Annotated in this window: 12 protein-coding genes; 4 read left to right on the top strand and 8 right to left on the bottom strand. The window is 42.9% G+C overall.

Translation table 11 applies throughout. The features are described 5' to 3' along the window. Positions 1 to 62: 62 nt before the first annotated feature. Together htpG and V7K42_RS16250 are read right to left on the bottom strand one after the other, a co-directional pair. Complete coding sequence (gene htpG / locus V7K42_RS16255; RefSeq protein WP_334917787.1) at positions 63 to 2,051, bottom strand: molecular chaperone HtpG; 1,989 nt, start codon at positions 2,049 to 2,051, stop codon at positions 63 to 65. Between the two features lie 236 nt (positions 2,052 to 2,287). Then, on the bottom strand, positions 2,288 to 2,926 hold the full coding sequence (locus V7K42_RS16250) for a class I SAM-dependent methyltransferase (protein WP_334917785.1): 639 nt from the start codon (positions 2,924 to 2,926) through the stop codon (positions 2,288 to 2,290). Positions 2,927 to 3,140: 214 nt separating this feature from the next. Here V7K42_RS16250 and V7K42_RS16245 point away from each other — a divergent pair, with 214 nt between their 5' ends. Next, positions 3,141 to 4,466: an ATP-binding protein gene (locus V7K42_RS16245; RefSeq protein ID WP_334917783.1), complete on the top strand. Its 1,326-nt coding sequence runs from the start codon at positions 3,141 to 3,143 to the stop codon at positions 4,464 to 4,466. After that, complete coding sequence (locus tag V7K42_RS16240) at positions 4,463 to 5,764, top strand: tetratricopeptide repeat protein (protein WP_334917781.1); 1,302 nt, start codon at positions 4,463 to 4,465, stop codon at positions 5,762 to 5,764. Before V7K42_RS16245 ends, V7K42_RS16240 begins: the two co-directional genes overlap by 4 nt. 170 nt (positions 5,765 to 5,934) lie before the next feature. Here the strand turns inward: V7K42_RS16240 and clpB are convergent, their stop codons facing one another. Both clpB and gloA read right to left on the bottom strand, forming a co-directional pair. Next, positions 5,935 to 8,577: an ATP-dependent chaperone ClpB gene (gene clpB, locus V7K42_RS16235; protein ID WP_334917779.1), complete on the bottom strand. Its 2,643-nt coding sequence runs from the start codon at positions 8,575 to 8,577 to the stop codon at positions 5,935 to 5,937. Between the two features lie 574 nt (positions 8,578 to 9,151). Further along, on the bottom strand, positions 9,152 to 9,586 hold the full coding sequence (gene gloA / locus V7K42_RS16230; protein WP_334917777.1) for a lactoylglutathione lyase: 435 nt from the start codon (positions 9,584 to 9,586) through the stop codon (positions 9,152 to 9,154). A 256-nt stretch (positions 9,587 to 9,842) separates the two neighbouring features. Between gloA and eno the strand changes: the two genes are divergently transcribed. Then, on the top strand, positions 9,843 to 11,132 hold the full coding sequence (gene eno / locus V7K42_RS16225; RefSeq protein WP_334917776.1) for a phosphopyruvate hydratase: 1,290 nt from the start codon (positions 9,843 to 9,845) through the stop codon (positions 11,130 to 11,132). 123 nt (positions 11,133 to 11,255) lie between these two features. Here eno and argC read toward each other — a convergent pair whose 3' ends face one another. Continuing rightward, positions 11,256 to 12,314, bottom strand: coding sequence for an N-acetyl-gamma-glutamyl-phosphate reductase (argC, locus tag V7K42_RS16220; RefSeq protein WP_334917774.1), 1,059 nt, complete (start codon positions 12,312 to 12,314; stop codon positions 11,256 to 11,258). Positions 12,315 to 12,724: 410 nt separating this feature from the next. Between argC and ribBA the strand changes: the two genes are divergently transcribed. Beyond that, positions 12,725 to 14,398: a bifunctional 3,4-dihydroxy-2-butanone-4-phosphate synthase/GTP cyclohydrolase II gene (ribBA, locus tag V7K42_RS16215; protein ID WP_334917772.1), complete on the top strand. Its 1,674-nt coding sequence runs from the start codon at positions 12,725 to 12,727 to the stop codon at positions 14,396 to 14,398. A gap of 61 nt (positions 14,399 to 14,459) precedes the next feature. Here the strand turns inward: ribBA and V7K42_RS16210 are convergent, their stop codons facing one another. From V7K42_RS16210 to V7K42_RS16200, 3 genes are all read right to left on the bottom strand, one after another. After that, positions 14,460 to 15,338, bottom strand: coding sequence for a peptidoglycan recognition family protein (locus V7K42_RS16210; RefSeq protein WP_334917770.1), 879 nt, complete (start codon positions 15,336 to 15,338; stop codon positions 14,460 to 14,462). A gap of 295 nt (positions 15,339 to 15,633) precedes the next feature. Beyond that, positions 15,634 to 18,204 (bottom strand): COR domain-containing protein, encoded by a 2,571-nt coding sequence (locus tag V7K42_RS16205; protein WP_334917768.1) that lies wholly within the window; start codon positions 18,202 to 18,204, stop codon positions 15,634 to 15,636. A 509-nt stretch (positions 18,205 to 18,713) separates the two neighbouring features. After that, positions 18,714 to 19,343 carry a DUF4126 domain-containing protein gene (locus V7K42_RS16200; RefSeq protein ID WP_334917766.1) on the bottom strand — a complete coding sequence of 210 codons (630 nt, stop codon included), beginning with the start codon at positions 19,341 to 19,343 and terminating at the stop codon, positions 18,714 to 18,716. Positions 19,344 to 19,926: the final 583 nt, after the last annotated feature.

Genomic DNA, 19,926 nt, shown 5'->3' with positions numbered 1-19,926 from the left:
GGGAGCAGGGAAAGACAAGAAAAAACCATGCCCAATGCCCAATGCCCTATTCCCCATTCCCCCTATTTACCAGCTTGTTCCGTCAGCTTGGTAAGTACCTCATTCGATCGCTCGACGAAAGATTTCATTCCCTCAGCGTCGAATCCTTTCTGAGACATGAGCGCTAAATCATAGACGTGTTGGCAAATCAAGTTCACTAACTGATCAGTAGACGATTGACCGTCACCTTGGATAATACTACCTTGGTTCAGATTTGCCAGATTTTGAATTAGCGGGTGAGCAGTATTCACCAGCAAAATGTGATCTTCGGGAAACTCTGCTGTCCCCTGTTGCATCATGGCGTTCATTTCCCGCATACGGCGGAGAATCTCTGGTAAAAGCACGATCGCAGGTGGTGTACCTTGAGGATCGTCTGATTTCAATGCTTCGGTACGGATGTTGAGTTTGGGTTTGTTGAGAGATTTCTCAAATAACTCTTTAATCGTCTCACTCCGAGTTTTGTTTGTCTTCGGATCGACAATTTCCTTATCTTTATCTTGTTCCAGCAGAGTATTATCTAAATCTGAGTCTACCCGCGTAAACTTGACATCCTGATATTCCCGCTCTAGGAAGTTGATAAAGTGGGTGTCGATGAAGGAGTCCATAAATAGGACTTCCAAGCCTTGATTTTTGTGCAGTTCTATGTATGTAGATTGGGTTGTTTCATCGGTGCTGTAGAAAACCCGGTTTTCGTTGCGTTCTTTGTTGCGTTCTAGATACTCTTTCAGTGTGGTGTAAGGAGCGGTGGGTGTTGAGTTCTCAGCACTGGGTGAAGGAGTCACATCTTGCCAAGCATCCCCGTCTGAAGACTGGACTTCCACGACTGGAGTTTCAGCCGCAACTTTTTCTGTCAGCTTGGCGGTGCTACGGAAAACGATGATATCTTCGATTTGTTTTTTGAATTTATCGTCGTTGAGAACGCCGAATTTTACAAAGGTGCCGAGATCCTTCCAAGCACTGATATATTGTTCGCGGTTGTCGCGGAAAAGTTCTTTGAGGCGATCGCCTACTTTTTTTGCGATGTAGTCACCAATTCGCTTCACGGTGCGATCGCCTTGCAAGGCACTGCGCGATACGTTCAGAGGAATATCCGTACTATCAATCACACCCCGCATCGGCATCAAAAATTGCGGGATAATTTCTTCGCAGTTGTCGCTAACAAAAACTTGATTGCAAAATAGCTTGATCTGCCCTTTGGTAACATCTACATCCGGCCTCATTTTGGGGAAATACAAAATCCCGTTGATGATAAAGGGATAGTCTGTATTTAGATGCACCCACAACAAAGGTTCTTCCTGAAAAGGATACAGATAGCGGTAAAACTCTAAATAATCTTCTTGACTGAGATTACTCGGAGAGTCTCGCCACGGTGCTTTTTGCTTATTTACTACTTCGCCATCAAGTTTAATTGGTACTGGCAAGAAATCGCAATAAGTCTTGACAAGATTCTTAATCCGTGCTGACTCTAGAAATTCTTCCTCTTCTCCTTGGAGGCTGAGAGTAATAGTAGTGCCGCGAGTTGTTCGCGACGAATCTTCTAAAGTGAAAGCTGGCGAACCATCGCAAGTCCAGTGAACTGCCTGCGCCCCTTCTTGATAGGAAAGGGTATCAATTTCTACCTTTTGCGCCACCATAAAGGAAGAGTAGAAACCAAGACCAAAGTGGCCAATTATGGGTTGATCTGATTTGCCTTCATATTTATGAATAAATTCTTCAGCACTAGAGAAGGCAACCTGATTGATATATTTCTTAACTTCATCTGCGGTCATCCCGATACCATTATCGGAGATGGATAGGGTTTTGTTATCTTTGTCAATGGCAAGTTCAATTTCCGGTTCGCCGATTTCTCCAGCATAATCTCCGGCGCGGGATACCATTTTCAGCTTTTGAATAGCGTCTACAGCGTTGGATACTAGTTCCCGCAAGAAGATTTGGTGATCTGAGTAAAGCGACTTCTTAATGATCGGGAAAATATTCTCAGTATGAATACTGATAGTGCCTTGTTCTAGCATAGTTGGTAAATTTCGATGTTAGTATCTGAAATGATGATAGCGGCTAATACAGCCTATCCCTCCGCTTTCCAGGATAAACCCGGAGAACACAGGAGAGCATGATACCAATTAGGATTTTAAAAGCATAGCTTGGGCGATCGCACCTTTTTTGAGCGTTGTTTGCCCCCATTTTCTGATTCGGATTTCCCTACTCCCTATTTTCACCGCAGGTTAATTAGCCTAGTTTAGACATTCGCCTAAGTATTGTTAGTTTTTTCCAGGACCAAAAAATAGTGATACGGATAAGTAGGATCGATAAATTCTTGCTTCACAGTTAACCCAGCGTTAGCAACAGAATTTAAAATCCGCTCTTTGGGATATCCTTTCAAACCCATTTCCCAGTAATGCTCGTCACATACTGGCGTTGTACTCCAGAATTTGGGCATATTGAATAATAAATGCCTTGGCCTACCTGAGAAAGAGGTTTTGATCTGAAATGACAAGTATTGAGTGCAATAAGGAATCGAAATCACCAAAAATTTCTTTGTTGCTTCTGCGAGTTTTTTCAGCGCTTCTTCTGACTGTTTGTAAGGAAAGTGTTCCAGCACTTGAAACAGGACAATGGCATCAAATTTATCTTTCGGTAATGTAAAATCTGTGGTCAAATCCAAAATTATTTCTGGCTTCAGGTTGGGATCGACATCAGCAGTAGTGACGTTGTATCCATTGTTCTTCAAGATGTCTGTTAACAGAGAATTAAAAATCCCAATTTCCAGAACATTTTTTACCTGATTACCCAGCGAAAAAATTAGACGCAACTGGTGGTGATAACTGATGAGCCGATTTTTTGATAAATATTCCGAATTTCTAATATCTAACGAAGTGATAAGTTGCATAAATACTGCCTACCTAATCTGATGGACTGACTAAATTTGGTGGGTATACAACTACAGGATTCCCGCAAAACTCGTGAAAATAACAGCACCTAGACCCGATGACCGAAAGAATACTGGTGCTGTATTTTGCATTTTCCTAATTTCTTCTTTTACCCAGCACCTTAATTCTCTATAATCTCCATTATTATGAGCAACATTGCAATATTTTTTACCTATGGTTAATAGTACTGACTTACTCGCAAAACTCTATAATGCCTTTAATCCCTTTGAACCCTTACCCGCAGGCGATCCGAAATATGTAGATTGTCAAGATGTGCGGGGAGATGCGGATATTGAACAAGAGTTGGGAAATCGGATGCGATTAGCAGATACAAATACTTGTCAATTGTATTCTGGCCATCGGGGTGCGGGGAAGTCTACAGAATTACTCAGATTAAAGAAATATTTAGAAAATCGGGAATTTTATGTTGTGTATTTTGCGGCTGATGAAGAAGATATCGATTCTGAAGATGCCCAATATACAGATATCCTCCTCGCTTGTACCCGCCGTTTGCTCAAAGATTTAAAAGGAATTGCTAGTCCTCGTCCTATACTTGACTGGTTAAAAGATCGTTGGGAAGATTTAAAAGATTTGGCGCTGACTCCCCTAGAGTTTGAGAGTCTGGAAGTAGAAGCCCAAGTTGCTCAATTCGCCAATTTGACCGCAAATTTAAGGGCTGTTCCTGAATTACGTCAGAAGATTCGCCAAAAAATTGATCCTTACACTGTCACTTTAATTGAGGTGTTAAATGAGTTTCTAGCGGATGCAAAAAAGAACTTACCTACGGGTAAAACTCAACTGGCAGTAATTGTCGATAATTTAGACCGGATGGTATTAGTCAAAGACGGAGATCGCACTAACTATGAAGAAGTCTTTTTAGACCGTAGCGGACAACTCAAAGCTTTAGATTGCCATTTAATTTACACAGTCCCCATTTCAATGCTCTATTCTATAAGGGCAACAGACCTCACACAGACCTACGGCGACCCCCAAATTTTGCCGATGATTATGGTAAACACTCTCAAAGGAGACGTTTACCAGCCAGGACTCAAGAAAGTTAAAGAAGTAATTAACAAGCGAATCCGGCAAATTGCACCCGAACTATTACTAGAAACAGAAATTTTCGACAGTCCCCAAACCTTAGACAGACTTTGTTTAATGAGTGGAGGTCACGTGAGGAATTTGCTATTGTTAACTCAAGATGCCATTGGACGTTCTGAAGATTTACCTGTTTCAGAAAAGGCGGTGCGACGAGCAATTACTCAAGCCAGAGATACTTATCGCCGCGCTGTGGAAAATCATCAATGGTGTCTGTTAGCGGAAGTGTCTTGTTCTAAGCGCATTATTAATGATGACTTGTATCGGAGTTTGATGTATAATCGCTGTCTTTTAGAATACCGCTATTTGGATGATGATGGAGAAATGCAGCGTTGGTATGATATTCATCCATTGATTCAAGGAATTCCAGAATTTAAAGAAGCCGTAGCGAAACTTTCATGAACCCAAATTTGAGCGATTGGGATGATGATTTACCCCCAGAACCAGAAGAAGCTTATCAAGACTTGCTTCGCGCACTGAAGCGGAAATCAGGATTTGGTTTGTTTTTTGTCCAATGTACACCTGGGGAAGCAGACAAGTTTATTGTCAAACTTCCCCAGGAGATTCCGCAGAAGAAAATTGAAGTTTTGCGCTTGGTTGATTCGATTGATAATTTATATCAACCAGTCGCAGAGTTTGTTAAAGACAAGCAAATTGATATTTTATTGATTAAAGGTCTGGAATATTCTTTATACAAGTACGAAAAAAGAAGTTTTGGGAAAATTACAGAAGGGCAATTTAGCAATTTAACCAGTGTTCCGCACATTTTAAATCACTTAAATCAACAGCGAGAACGCTTTAGAGATGACTTTCCCCTTAGCTTTGTTTTTCTTTTGCGTTCATTTTCGATAAACTATTTTATTCACCGCGCCCCAGATTTTTTTGATTGGCGTTCTGGCGTGTTTGAATTACCAACAACACCAGAAATTGTAGAACAAGAATCAAATCGTCTATTGTTAGAAGGAGACTATGAAGAATATTTGACACTTAGTCCAGAAAAAAAGATAGAGAAAGTGTTAGAAATTCAAGAGTTGTTGGCAGAAAAACATCAAATAAAAAGTCGAAAGGCTAGTTTACTATATGAACTGGGCAAGTTGTTACATTCTGCTGATGAATTTGAACCCGCGATCGCATCCTACGACCAAGCACTGAAATTTAAACCTGATGAATACGGAGTTTGGAACAATCGGGGCAATGTGCTAAAAGAATTAGGACGCAATGAAGAAGCGATCGCATCCTACAACCAAGTACTGAAAATTAAACCTGATTTACACGAAGCTTGGAGCAATCGAGGCGATGCGCTATGTAATTTAGGACGCTATGAAGAAGCGATCGCATCCTACGACCAAGCACTGAAATTTAAACCTGATTATCACCCAACTTGGAACAATCGGGGCAATGCACTATTTAATTTAGGACGCAATGAAGAAGCGATCGCATCCTACGACCAAGCACTGAAATTTAAACCTGATTATCATGAAGCTTGGTATTATCGGGGCGTTACATTAGCAAAATTAGGTCATCGTAAAGAAGGATTTGCCAGCATCAATAAAGCTATTACAATCAACCCTGATTTTGTGATAGGGCAGTCCAAGTCTCAGAACAACCAATTTATTGCCAGTGTGCTGCAAAAATTTGGATGGGAGAAATTAACTCAAGCTTGGATAGGTTTGTTAAAGATAATTGGTATTAGACGGTGATTTAATGTCTTTAAAAGTTAGCCCTGAAATAAACATTATTCTAAGCCATTTTTGAAAAGCGATCGCTTTCTCATTTTACCGCTTCTGCGATCGCACAGTGAGAATAAAAAAATAAACCCACGGAGGTGGGTTTTATCTGTGTAACCGCGAATTATAATCGCCTTCTCCGACTATGTAGCAATCTGTGGTACTGACACCTTCACCAGCACTTTTTTACTAAAAGACAGACCATTTTCATTTTTGTCAATGATAATCGTGTCTCCAGAGATAAAAGTATTTTCCAATAACTTGGTGGCGAGCGGGTTTTCTACTTCTCGCTGAATTGCGCGTTTGAGTGGACGCGCACCATAAACTGGGTCATAGCCTGATTCGACAAGGTGATCGCAGGCTGATTGGGAAATCTCAAAGAAGATTTTTTGCTCGCGTAGGAGATTTTCTACTCGCTTTAGTTGAATACGGATGATATGCCGCATTTCCGTGCGATTTAAGGTATGGAAGAGAATAATATCATCAACGCGGTTGAGAAATTCCGGGCGGAAATGCGATCGCAAACCTTCCATTACCCGCTTCCGCATCGTTTCATACTGAGAATCATCACCAGACACATCTAAAATGTGTTCGCTACCTATGTTACTGGTCATGACAATAACGCTGTTACGAAAATCAACTGTTCTCCCTTGAGAGTCAGTAATTCTCCCATCATCTAAAACCTGCAACAAAATATTGAACACATCGGGGTGCGCCTTTTCCACTTCATCCAGCAGCACCACTGAGTAAGGACGGCGGCGAATCGCCTCGGAAAGCTGACCGCCTTCTTCATAGCCTACGTATCCTGGAGGCGCTCCCACTAACCGAGAAACTGAGTGTTTTTCCATATACTCAGACATATCCAAGCGCACCAAGGCATCATCAGAATCAAAGAGAAACTGAGCTAAAGCACGGGCGAGTTCGGTTTTACCCACTCCTGTGGGGCCCATGAACAAAAATGAACCAATGGGACGCGAGGGATCTTTCATCCCCGCACGGGCGCGGCGAATGGCGGCTGCTACCGCTTCTACAGCCTCTTCTTGCCCAATGACTCGTTGATGCAAATGACTTTCTAGTTGCAGTAATTTTTGCCGTTCCGATTCCAACAAGCGATTAACGGGAATTCCTGTCCACTTGGCGACGATTTCGGCAATATCAGCTTCAGTAACTTGTTCTCGCAGTAACGTGGAACCTTGGTTTTGAATTTCTAAAAGGCTGGCTTCTTTGGCTTCGCGTTCGTGCTGTACTCCCTCCAATTTGCCATATTTCAATTGGGCAGCTTTATTTAAGTCATAAGCACGTTCCGCCTGTTCAATTTGCACTCGCAGCGCATCTTCTTCTTTCTTTAAGGCGCTTATCGCCTCCAATATCTGCTTTTCACCTTGCCATTGCTCGTTAAATATTTGCTGTTTTTCGGTCAAATTGGCGATTTCTTGCTCAATTCGCTGCAAACGTTCTTTAGTTTGGGGAGTACCCTTTTCTTCGCCAGCTAATGACAGCTTTTCCATTTCTAACTGCATGAGGCGGCGATCGATGGTTTCCAATTCGGCTGGTTTGGAGGTAATCTCCATTTTCAACTGTGCTGCTGCTTCATCTACCAAATCAATGGCTTTATCTGGTAAGAAGCGATCGCTAATATAACGCGCTGACAGGGTTGCTGCTGCTACCAAAGCCGAATCAGAAATTTTGACATTATGATGCACTTCATAGCGTTCTTTCAACCCCCGCAGAATGGAAATAGTATTTTCCACAGTTGGCTGATCGACAAATACTTGCTGAAAGCGGCGTTCTAAAGCAGCATCTTTCTCAATGTGTTTGCGGAATTCGTCGAGGGTAGTCGCACCAATACAACGCAGTTCTCCCCTCGCCAGCATTGGTTTGAGCAGATTTCCGGCATCCATTGCCCCTTGTTGGCTGGAACCTGTACCGACTACGGTATGTAGTTCGTCGATAAACAGGACAATTTGGCCGTTAGAGTCCATAACTTCTTTGAGGACAGCTTTCAGACGTTCTTCAAATTCTCCTCGCAATTTTGCCCCAGCGATTAAACTACCGATGTCTAAAGAGATGAGTTGGCGGTTTTTCAGAGATTCGGGAACATCACCGTTTACCATTCGCTGTGCTAAAGCTTCGGCGATCGCAGTTTTACCTACCCCAGGTTCACCAATCAATACAGGGTTATTTTTGCTACGACGAGACAATACTTGAATTACCCGCCGAATTTCCTCATCCCGTCCAATTACTGGATCGAGTTTTCCAGCTTTTGCCTGTTCTGTCAAATCTCTACCAAATTTTTGTAAAGCTTCATAACGGGATTCTGGCGTTTGATCTGTTACCTTTTGGCTACCGCGAACGGCTTTGATAGTAGCTTCTAGTTTGGCTGCATCCGCACTAAAGCCTTTGAGGATCTTTCGTCCAAGGCGATCGTCTTCAGCAAAGGCTAAAAGTATGTGTTCCACGGAAATGTAGGAATCTTTCATCCTGACTCTAGCTTCCTCGGCTCGGTCTAGTAAAACATCTAAACTGCGGCTAAGGTAAAGCTGATCGCTTTTACCAACTTTCGGCTGACGTTGGGTAAAGGCTTCTAGCTGCTGTTGAAAGCGGATTGGATCGACCTCAGATCGAGCCAATATACGTATTGCTAAACTCGTAGGTTCTTCTAACAGGGCAATAATTAAATGTTCAACATCCAGTTGCTGTTGTTGATAAGCGCGAACAATATCCTGAGATTTAACAATTGCTTCCCAGGCTTTATCAGTAAATTTATTTGGATCTGTAGGTTGCATCTTTAGAATTTTAGACTTTTGATTTTTAGTTTAGGGATTGGGGATTGGGGCTTGGGTATTGGGGATTGGGTATTGGGGATTGGGTATTGGGGATTGGGTATGGATTATTCTCCCTAGTCCCTAGTCCCCAGTCCCCAGTCCCTAGTCCCTAATCACCAGTCCCCAGTCCCTAATTATCCAAACATTCTTAGCGTATATCCGCGTGTATCTCCAGTGGCAATTTAGGATTGGTAATTTTGTGATAATTTAACCTATTACCTATTTTCTAATTTAAAACTAAAATACTGTTCTGAACGGACTTTGCTGGATTGTGTTATTGGAGTGAGGTCTATGACGGGCTACGCTTATACTCTTAGTTGATAGGATTTACGCAAAGCAGATCCCCTAACCCGCTTAAAAAGGGTATGCAAAAAGCGAAAAGTCTCGCACTCTGTTAAGCAGACGCACGAGACACCGGTCTGCGGGAAAATCAATTTACCCGCATCTGGTTTAACTTTTCAAGACATCAGTGGGTATTTTCCTACAGTTTTATTGCCTTCAACTGAGAAGCGCTACATATTCTTAATTATAAGAATTACTGACTCACAAGTTGCTCTTGTGATTCTTGTTTAGCTGCTGAACCTTGAGATCCCAGTTGAATCAGTTCAATTTTATACCCATCTGGATCTTCTACAAAAGCAATTACTGTCGAACCATGTTTCATCGGCCCTGGTTCGCGCACTATTTTACCGCCTTGATTGCGGATTTCTTCACAGGTAGCGTAAATATCATCAACCCCAAGGGCAATGTGACCGTAAGCATTACCCAATTCGTACTTTTCCACCCCCCAGTTGTAGGTTAATTCAATTACCGCATTGTCGCTTTCGTCACCATAGCCCACAAAAGCTAAGGTAAATTCTCCCCCTGGATAATCTTTTTGGCGTAGTAATTTCATTCCCAGAAGTTCACAGTAGAACTTTAAGGATTCTTCCAGGTTGCCCACTCGCAACATTGTATGTAGTAATCGCATATTGACCTTTTCTGTGTAATTGATTTAGTCTCACTCTCTGCCAATATTTTACCTAGCTGAAAGTCTTCAGGTAGAAATGCCATCAGGCAAAGAATTAAATAAACATTCCCTTACCCATTTTTGGCTTGATCCCTATCCATACAATGGAAATCTTCTTTAATCTCAGCCAATAAAGTCTCTTAACAGCATAAGCTAGCGATTGGGTTAGGCAACTTGACTGGATGCGTAACAGACTCGAATAAAGGATAAAGAACAGATGAGTAAATTTCTAGATACTGCAATTGAAGCGATCGCAGCCCGTGAAATTCTTGATTCACGCGGTAGACCGACAATTGAAGCCGAAGTGCATTTAGCCAACGGTGTTGTCGGACTAGCACAGGTTCCCAGTGGTGCTTCCACTGGCTCTTTTGAAGCCCACGAACTGCGTGATGGCGATAAAAGCCGTTATGGGGGCAAAGGCGTACTCAAGGCAGTACAAAACGTCAAAGAAGCACTTGCGCCAAAATTACTAGGCTTGGATGCCCTTAACCAAGAACTGCTAGACCGGACAATGATCGCCATAGATGGTTCTCCCAACAAATCCAGTTTGGGGGCGAATGCGATTTTGGGCGTTTCTCTAGCAGCAGCTAAAGCTGGCGCTGAATCTCTAGATATTCCCCTATATCGCTATTTGGGTGGCCCTTTAGCGAATTTGCTCCCAGTGCCGTTGATGAACGTGATTAACGGTGGCGCACACGCCTCAAACAACGTGGATTTTCAAGAGTTTATGATTGTCCCAATTGGCGCAACTTCCTTCCGGGAAGCATTGCGTTGGGGTGCAGAGGTGTTTGCTACCCTCAGTCAAGTATTAGATGAGAAGGGTTTGCTCACTGGTGTGGGCGATGAAGGCGGTTTTGCCCCGAACCTAGAATCTAACCAAGTAGCTTTGGAATTGCTAGTTGCTGCTATTAAAAAAGCTGGTTACAAGCCAGGTGAACAAGTAGCTTTAGCTTTAGATGTGGCGGCTAGCGAATTTTACAAGAATGGTCAGTATGTTTACGATGGTAAACCTCACGCCCCGGCTGAATTTATTGATTATTTAGGACAACTTGTTGATCAATATCCAATTGTGTCAATTGAGGATGGCTTGCACGAAGAAGACTGGCAAAGTTGGCAATTGATCACCCAAAAGTTAGGTTCGCGGGTGCAATTGGTAGGGGATGATTTATTTGTTACCAACGTTACGCGCTTGCAAAGAGGCATCCAGGAAAAAGCCGCTAATGCGATTTTGATTAAACTCAATCAAATTGGTTCTCTCACCGAAACCTTAGAAACGATTGATTTGGCAACTCGCAACAGCATCCGTTCAGTAATTAGCCATCGTTCTGGTGAAACCGAAGACACAACGATCGCTGATTTAGCTGTAGCAACTCGTGCCGGTCAAATCAAAACAGGTTCCCTGTGTCGCAGCGAACGCGTAGCAAAATATAATCGCTTACTGCGAATTGAAGATGAACTAGGCGATCGCGCCGTTTATGCTGGTGCTGTAGGTTTAGGGCCGAAGTAGGGACTGGGGACTGGAGATTGGGGATTGGGGACTGGGGGAAATTATTGAATAAGTCTCTCTCTTGTCTCCCCCCTCTTCCTTGTCTACCTTGTCTCTTCTTCATGCCCAATTCCCAATTCCCAATTAAGGATAAAATCCCAACTTGGGCAACCCCAAAGTTTCATCCCAGTCCATCATTAAGTTCATACACTGAATCGCTTGGCCCGCCTGCCCTTTAATTAGATTGTCAATTGCCGACATGACAATCACACGACCTGTGCGCGGGTCAACTTCTACACCGATATAACAAATATTGCTGCCATTAGCCCACTTAGTTTGGGGGTAAATGCCGCTACCGCAGACTTTTACCCAAGGAGAGTTGCGGTAGAAGGCTGAGAAAATTGTGGTTAAGTCTTCTCGCACTAGACCGGGATCGCTCAGTGTGGCATATACCGTTGCCAAAATCCCGCGTACCATTGGTACAAGGTGCGGTGTAAATTGAATCATGAGTTCGTGACCAGCTAAGTCACTGCAAATTTGCTCAATTTCTGGGGTGTGACGGTGACGGCCGATATTGAAAGCTGCAATGGAATTATCTGCTTCAGCTAGTAATAAGTTGGTTTGAGGTTGCCGTCCACTGCTAGATGTACCAGCCTTGGCATCAATAATAGCTGTTTCTGGTAAGATTAAGCCTTGCTTTAAGAGTGGCGAAAGTGCAAGGAGACTTGCAGTGGGATAAGAACCAGGACAGCCAATGAGTTGAGCTTCAGAAATGCGATCGCGGTAAAGTTCTGGTAATCCATAAACTGCTGTCGCTGCAATGGTGCGATCGCTTCTCTCAATTCCATACCAATTTGTATAAGTTGTCAAATCACGAAACCGATAATCTGCACTCAAATCTAGTACAATACATCCTTTTTCTAATAGTTTGGGCGCGATTTGGCAAGCCAGACCATTTGGTAAAGACAGGAAAACTACTTCACAGCGATGAGCAATTATTTCTGGTTCTACCGCTTCTATTAGCAGGTTAGTTGCATGAGCCAGATGCGGGTACAAATCCCCGAAGGATTTCCCGATACTACTCTCACCGCCTAAATAAACCAGTTCGACTTCTGGATGATCCATCAGTAGCCGTACTAACTGCACTCCGCCATAGCCCGACGCGCCAACAATCCCAACGGGTACGCGTCTTAATTTGCCCATGATCTGAAATCCTTATCCCATGAATAGTTAATTCGTTCTCAGCTATCAACAATATCAGCGACTAGACTCACAGCGTACAAAACTTCTATTGCCCCTCTACTTTTTTTGGATGAGAAGGAAGAGGATGCGGAGAAATTATAAAATATAGTGCATCTCATTTGGATGAAATATACTCTGACCTCGCTTCCATTCCTCTCTCCTTTTAAGAAATAAGCTTTAAATCTTACTCTCCTTCCCTTGCTCTCAACCCAGAATGTCGCTGTAATTTATTATCAAACCCTGATTTTAAGGGCAGAAATTTTTACCACGTTATCAAATCATTGCTAGTCTACTTCTCTGCCTTATAAAGGAGCTACAATCTAAAATAAGAAATTGTAAAAAAAATTTACGTTGGTAGCTGGAATCTTTCTGTGTCACAGCCTAATACTACCCAAGCTTTTAAATTTGATTCGATTGATGCCGCTTTAGCAGACCTAAAAGCTGGTCGTGTAATTGTAGTGGTAGATGATGAAAATAGAGAAAATGAAGGCGACTTAATTTGTGCTGCCCAATTTGCTACACCCGACACGATTAATTTCATGGCGGTGGAAGCTAGAGGGCTGATTTGTTTGGCAATGACAGGCGATCGCTTAGACGAGCTAGACTTACCTTTGATGGTAAGCAATATTACAGATACTAACCAAACTGCCTTCACTGTCAGCATTGATGCTGGCCCAGAATTGGGTGTCACGACTGGTATCTCAGCAGAAGACCGCGCCCGCACTATCCAGGTTACTCTCAATCCAGCTACAAAACCTACCGATTTACGTCGTCCCGGTCATATTTTCCCAATTCGGGCGAAAGCTGGAGGCGTACTCAAACGCGCAGGGCATACGGAAGCAGCTGTAGACTTATCTCGACTAGCAGGGCTATATCCAGCCGGAGTAATTTGTGAAATTCAAAACCCCGATGGTTCAATGGCGCGGTTGCAGCAGTTATTTGAGTATGCCAAACGTCATAATTTAAAAATAATTAGTATTGCGGATTTAATCAGCTATCGCCTCCAGCACGATCGCCTGGTGTATCGTGAGGTAATTACCAAACTGCCTAGCCAATTCGGGCAGTTTGAAATTTACGCCTACCGCCATACCCTAGACAACACAGAACACGTTGCAATTGTCAAGGGTGATCCTGCGAACTTCAAAGATGAGCCAGTAATGGTACGGATGCACTCAGAATGCTTAACTGGTGATGCTTTGGGATCTTTGCGCTGCGACTGTCGAATGCAGTTACAAGCCGCACTGAAAATGATTGAGGCGGCGGGTCAAGGTGTAGTTGTATACCTGCGTCAAGAAGGAAGAGGAATCGGCTTGATTAACAAGCTAAAAGCCTACTCATTGCAGGATATGGGACTGGATACAGTGGAAGCAAATGAGCGTTTGGGATTTCCTGCTGACTTGCGAGACTACGGGATGGGCGCACAAATGCTCATGGATTTGGGCATCAAAAAGATTCGTTTGATTACCAATAATCCCCGTAAAATTGCTGGAGTTAAGGGCTATGGGTTGGAAGTAATCGATCGCGTGCCATTGTTAATTGAGGCAAACGACTACAATTCTTATTACCTAGCGACAAAGGCGAAAAAGCTGGGTCACATGCTGTTACAGACTTATCTGGTGACAGTAGCAATCCATTGGCAAGATGACCCGGAAGCGGTGACAGAACGTTATGAACGCTTAGAGAAACTGCGACATTTAGCGAGAAGTAACGATCTATTGTTGCAGGAAGAAGCGCGTCCGTTAGCGATCGCTATATTTGACGAGCCATCTTTAACAGTACACTTGGGTTTCGATCAACCAAAAGTTGCTAGCTCTGATTGGTATCAACAAAGTGGTCATCCTTATATATACGCTATCTTCCAAATTCTGGATAACCTCGCAAGCTTGCCATACATCCAAAAACTAGAATTTCTAATTTCTTCTGGTTGCGATCCCTTGAGTAATTTACAAGTGCAACTAGATCGTCAGACATTCCCGCATGGTACACTGCCTTCATCGATTAGCGATCGCTTAGAAAAACAGCAAATCTATAGCTTTAGCAAATAGCTTAGTTCCATAAATTTTGTCGGGTGTGTTATCGCGTAGCGTAACGCACCTTACGAACAAATTATTTATTTACTCTATAAATAGGTCTAACCTGACGATAAGTATTAAGTAAGCTCAGAAATTTATTCCCATCAAAATTTATTGGGTCAACTTTTTTACCAGAACGGTCTACGAGATGGTGGGTAGTGATGCGATCGTCTGGGACTTGACTTTGAGCAATTAACCAAGCTAGAGAATGATATTGAGCCTCCCTATAGCCGCTATGGGTTTGTTGACTGCTACTGTCATAACTATCTGGCGGTGTTTCCAAAGAAACGTGATAAGCAAAATTATTCACAGACGCGGGTAAAGTCGGATTAGTCTGCACAGTTTCCACTCCCTGCGAACCATCAAACACAGAGTTAGCTGCACCAAAAGCCCGTTTTTCTGGGGGTACTAGATAAACCACTGTTCCGTCTAACTTGATTAAGGCGTGGTAACTTGCTTGCACACCTTCATCGCTATGGGATACTTGAAAGAAATTAATGGCGCTGGAAGCTGAATAACCAGTTTCATGGATGACGATAATTGGTTGGTTGCTGACAAGAATGCCATTAACATCTTGGGTGTAACGTTCACCATAGTTACTTGGATCGACTGAAGCAACTTGATAACTAGGTCTGTAGCGTGCAAAAGCTTGAGTGGTTATATATCTTGCTACAGGCTGGTTAACCTTGACTGGGGACTTGATAACATTTTGAAATTTCTTCTCTGGCTCTTTCGCTGATTGAAATTGTGCCTGGGGATATTTACTGAAAGCTGTAATCTGTGGATTGGATGCACGGGATATTGTCGGATTGTTGTGTAATTTTGTTGCTCGTCCAATTAGCAGCACTACTATTAGAGTGGCAAACATCAGCCAGATTAGTAGTACCCTAGTCACCCAGTCTGTAAACTTCATTTTTCTAATACCCGTAAAACGGTAGATATTAATTTATAGCTAAACTGGCGTGTCAGTTGTAGAGGCGCACTTCTGTAAACCCCTACCGCTTATGGTATCCAAATAATAATCGCTATAATACCTTAATTCTAGTCAAATATACGTTACTAGTATATGTTGGAATGCTAAGTAATTGTTTTAGACGCTTCTTATGTCTATGGAGCTATTTAAATGCTCTCAAAACCATTGCTACTGCTTGAATAGTTGATGAATTGTGTTTCTACAATTCAAGAGCGCAATCTTAATTTTAAAATAGTTAGCGTTTATACTCTGATGCGTGGTGTTCGCATAGCCACAGGTAATGTCCCTCTGGAGTTAAGACGTTCTTTAATCCACCCCAATGTTGCTGTGGATCTTTTTCTTCTAACAGTTGACGTAATGCACGTAAAGCCGCACCATCAGCCCGTTCTGGATCTAAATCTTCACCTATAGCAATTTTGTCTGCTAATTCTAAATCTTCAGATTCTTTGAGTTCGGGTAATTTTGCTGCTACTTCTTTAAATAGTTCTAAGTCATTTTTGAATAACGTTTCATATTCTTTGGGATCTACGATACCCAGCCAAGGGCCAATTATCGGTGCGGCATATTTTAAGACTTTGAATAAGTTACCAATATAAGGTGCAGTTACTCTCAACCATTTGGCAGGTTCATTTATTTCATATAAACCGCCTTCTTGGGTGGGATGCCAACAACCCGGTGCTTGGCAATAGAGTTGTAAATCTAATTTCTGTCCAGTTAGATTCTTTTGCCAAGCTTTACCGCCATGTGGACGCAGGATAAAGACGTTGGGACAGTGAGAATCAATTTTTGCTTGTTCGCGGCGGAATGTATTGGTAAATCCCCGTTGCGTCAGTTCTAGGAGATTTTTGAATTCATTGAGAATTACTGTTTGTCCATCCACAACTGTGTCAACAACTGTTTTTTCTAACTGGTAAATGCGTTCTAGGACTGCATTTTGAGTATTCCAGTTTAAGCCATATAAGAGTTCTGGCACTGATACATCTTCCATAGCTTCTGGGCATTCAATTGTTCCTTTCTTTTTTTCCCAGCGTTGCGATAGTTGTTTATAGTCAAATTCGTGAGTGCATGGTTGACCATTATGACCAAGACATGGAATTGTGCGTTGAATGTCTAATCCGGGAAACCTGGCGAGAGTAACTTCCATGCCATCTCGAAGCAGAACAAAGAAATTCAGAGGGTTAGGGCCTCGCACTGTTAATTTAATATAGCGATCGCTTTTAACAGCTTCCACTAATGCTAAATGTTCCTGTTCATAAGCAAATAAGACACCGTTACGCCAATGGATGCCAGTTGTGAAGCGGTGTTGACGCGCAATAAACCAAGTGGGAATACCCGCAGGAATAGTATTGAGTTGAAATTTCATCGAAATTTCATTGCACTCACTTGTTTGTTTTATTTGCTGCCATTTCTGTTCATAATTAGGCGGGTCGAAGGGCAAACGTTCCACAACCAGACTGAGATCCCGATTTTCTTGAGTGCGGTAGGAAAGGTCAAAACGCTCCATGAGGTGCAAAAAGTGGTCGCGCATTGATCGCTCTAAGTCGCACCAAAGTCGATCCATTTCCTGACGGGTGAAAATGCCAGAACGCTTGATTACATCTTTGCTTTCCAAAACTTTGCTGATATATTCAGTTACCCACTGTGGCTTGAGGATAACGGTATCGTTAAGTTCTTCGTTGTCTTGGAAGTAGAGAATTTCACCTAATTCATGCAGCCATCGCGCTAGCACTTCCTGACTTTCACTAACTTGGGACTCAGCCATGATGTCCCACAATTGTTGCGGTGTGATTTGTTTTTTTGGCTGGGTGCGGATGGCATTGGCAGCATTTAGCCAAGTAGTAGGCCAGATTTCACCCATTAGGGGTAACTTGGCGGCTGATTCTGCAACTGCCTGCCGAAGTTCTTCAATGCCATTGCTGCTTTTAGAGCTAATTTTACAGTGTTCGATAATCTGAGGGTATTTGCGGCGTAACTCAGTTAGGGGAAGGTCTGCATCTCGCTCATCGATGTGGGTGGCGACGAGTAAAATTGGAGATTCCGGGGCTAAGGCTTTGATAGTATCCAGCCAGTAATACAGTTTACCTTGCTCAAATCCCAGTCGGGCATTCCAGGCGAGTAAAAATAGAGAGCGGTTGGTGAGAAAGAATTGATGGGTAGCGTGATAGATTTCCTGTCCGCCAAAGTCCCAGGTGTTCAGCTGCATGGTGACAGCTTGCGTGGGATGGGTTAATTCCAGGGATTTAATTTCAATACCGTGGGTGGTGGATTCTTGGGTGTCGAACTCTTCACCACGCAATGCTCTTAATAAGGATGTTTTACCCACACCTCCTTCACCGACGACTAGCAGCTTAGAAACCCACTGCCGTTGACTACCTTCTAACCTTTCTCGAAGATAGGTTAAAACCGCTTGTGTTCCCTGCTCGACAATTTCAGGTGGTGGCGAGGTTAATGGATTGTTATCGAGGAATAGCCATGTCAGGCTGGAGAGTTGGCTGATTTCTGGCGGCAGGCTGCTGAATTGATTGTTAGAGAGGAATAGCCATGTCAGGCTGGAGAGTTGGCTGATTTCTGGCGGCAGGCTGCTGAGTTGATTGTTAGAGAGGGATAGCTCAGTCAGGCTGGAGAGTTGGCTGATTTCTGGCGGCAGGCTGCTGAGTTGATTGTTAGAGAGGGATAGCTCAGTCAGGCTGGAGAGTTGGCTGATTTCTGGCGGCAGGCTGCTGAGTTGATTGTTAGAGAGGGATAGCTCTGTTGCCTTTTCGTGGGCAGCTTTTTTAATAATTTGCAACAGTTCTTCGTTTGTCATCTGCAAACCTCATCAACTCTGTAGCGATATTTACTAAGGTAGTATATCGCAACTAAACATTAGAGACTGGATTAGGGTGTTTATGTCCATAAAAACGGCTGTGATGTTTAAATTAGCGGAGTGCCGCAGCTACTCCCGTCGTAGACATCGCTAACCTCGCAATAACATTCACTCATTCACGAGTATCAAAGACTCATTCACAAAGCTCTGAGGTTCATTCACAAAGCTCTGAGGTTCATTCACGAAGCTCTGAGGTTCATCGACGAAGCTCTGAGGTTCATTCACGAAGCTCTGAGGTTCATTCACGAAACTCTGAGGTTCATTCACGAAACTCTGAGGTTCATTCACGAAGCTTTGAGGTTTATTCACAAAGCTTTGAGGTTCATCGACGGAGTTCAAAGGCTCATTCACGAGTATCAAAGGGTGCGCTACGCTTTCGCGCTAATACATCCGAAGACTGCGATCGCTTTATAATTGCGATCGCAGCTATAAAAGCAATCCATAACTACTTATCCCAATTCTCTGGATGGAGAAACGGTTTCGTTAGTTTGAGAAGACGGTTTATTGAAGAAGAAATTCCAGATTCTTTGAATAGCGATTATTAGAAAACCAATCACGCTCATTCCTGCTACCACTGGGAAAGCTATCGCCAGCACAGACAGTCCGATTGCCATGACCAACTCAATGGTTGACACAACAGGATTGGTTAATCCACCTGAAACCCCTGTAGAACTTATCCGCAATATATTCGTTAATCCCTGAGTTAATCCTGCGGTTCCACCACCAGCAACTAAAGCTAACGTCCATTGCACCAGTGGATTCATCTCTGGAGCAACGGATGCTGTGACGATTGTCCCGGCGATAAATGCCGCAGGTGTGGCAACAATATCCAGCAGATGATCCAACCAAGGAATGTAATAACCGATAATTTCTAGCGAACAAGCGACTGCAAAAACAATTACAGCTTGAGGTGTTTCCACCCAATCAAAGTTTGTCGGCAAATCTAAATGTCCAAAAACTGAAGCCACACTCAATGCTAGCAGTGGTACAAATACCCTGAAGCCAGCCGCCGCACTCAAACTAATCCCCAGTAATAATTCAATAAATGTATTGAGATTGAACAAAGAATTTAAATCCATAGTAAGACTCAAGTTATCTTCCTGGTGTTTTTTCCATCTTTGAGTTGAACAGAGTAATATCATGTCCGCGACAAATCTGGTTTTTACCCGACCCTAAGCCTCCCCTTGCAAAGGGGAGGGAACAAGATTTTCCGGTTTCCCCCCTTGTAAAGGGGGGATTAAGGGGGGTAATTCATATACGGTGGTAATAAAGGGTACGGTTCTCTGGGTTTAATAAGTAATCAAGGCGACATGATATAGCAACTCTAGGTTGTAATCCCAAGATAATAAACTTGGCGAAAATATTTCATCTGACTATGTGTAGACTCAGTGAAACTCTACCTATGTCAATTTGAACAATGGCGAACGTCATTCACACACTAATACAGCACGGCGTAAATAAACCACCCATTTAAATCTAAAACCCTTACGCAATCCTAATGACGAATTACGCTTTTCATAACAGTCGCCTCAAGTCAGCCAGTTTGAGGTAGCACGCTGAAATCTTGATTTTGTCGTCGCCAACCTTGATAAATTAGGTCAAAATGAGCCAATGATGAGTTTCAACAAAACAGACTTTATGAAAGGCTGCCACAAATATCAC

This window comes from Nostoc sp. (assembly GCF_036917455.1).
In the GTDB taxonomy this organism is placed as follows: domain Bacteria; phylum Cyanobacteriota; class Cyanobacteriia; order Cyanobacteriales; family Nostocaceae; genus Nostoc.
Note: the sequence above shows the minus strand (reverse complement) of the source record. Positions and strands in the feature narration are given on the sequence as shown.

Bases quoted from the DNA above. Each gene is read 5' to 3' on its own strand.
- clpB (WP_334917779.1), bottom strand. From the start codon at position 8,577: ATGCAACCTACAGATCCAAATAAATTTACTGATAAAGCCTGGGAAGCA.
- argC (WP_334917774.1), bottom strand. From the start codon at position 12,314: ATGGGCAAATTAAGACGCGTACCCGTTGGGATTGTTGGCGCGTCGGGC.
- V7K42_RS16210 (WP_334917770.1), bottom strand. From the start codon at position 15,338: ATGAAGTTTACAGACTGGGTGACTAGGGTACTACTAATCTGGCTGATG.
- V7K42_RS16200 (WP_334917766.1), bottom strand. From the start codon at position 19,343: ATGGATTTAAATTCTTTGTTCAATCTCAATACATTTATTGAATTATTA.
- V7K42_RS16205 (WP_334917768.1), bottom strand. From the start codon at position 18,204: ATGACAAACGAAGAACTGTTGCAAATTATTAAAAAAGCTGCCCACGAA.
- V7K42_RS16250 (WP_334917785.1), bottom strand. From the start codon at position 2,926: ATGCAACTTATCACTTCGTTAGATATTAGAAATTCGGAATATTTATCA.
- eno (WP_334917776.1), top strand. From the start codon at position 9,843: ATGAGTAAATTTCTAGATACTGCAATTGAAGCGATCGCAGCCCGTGAA.
- V7K42_RS16240 (WP_334917781.1), top strand. From the start codon at position 4,463: ATGAACCCAAATTTGAGCGATTGGGATGATGATTTACCCCCAGAACCA.
- V7K42_RS16245 (WP_334917783.1), top strand. From the start codon at position 3,141: ATGGTTAATAGTACTGACTTACTCGCAAAACTCTATAATGCCTTTAAT.
- htpG (WP_334917787.1), bottom strand. From the start codon at position 2,051: ATGCTAGAACAAGGCACTATCAGTATTCATACTGAGAATATTTTCCCG.
- gloA (WP_334917777.1), bottom strand. From the start codon at position 9,586: ATGCGATTACTACATACAATGTTGCGAGTGGGCAACCTGGAAGAATCC.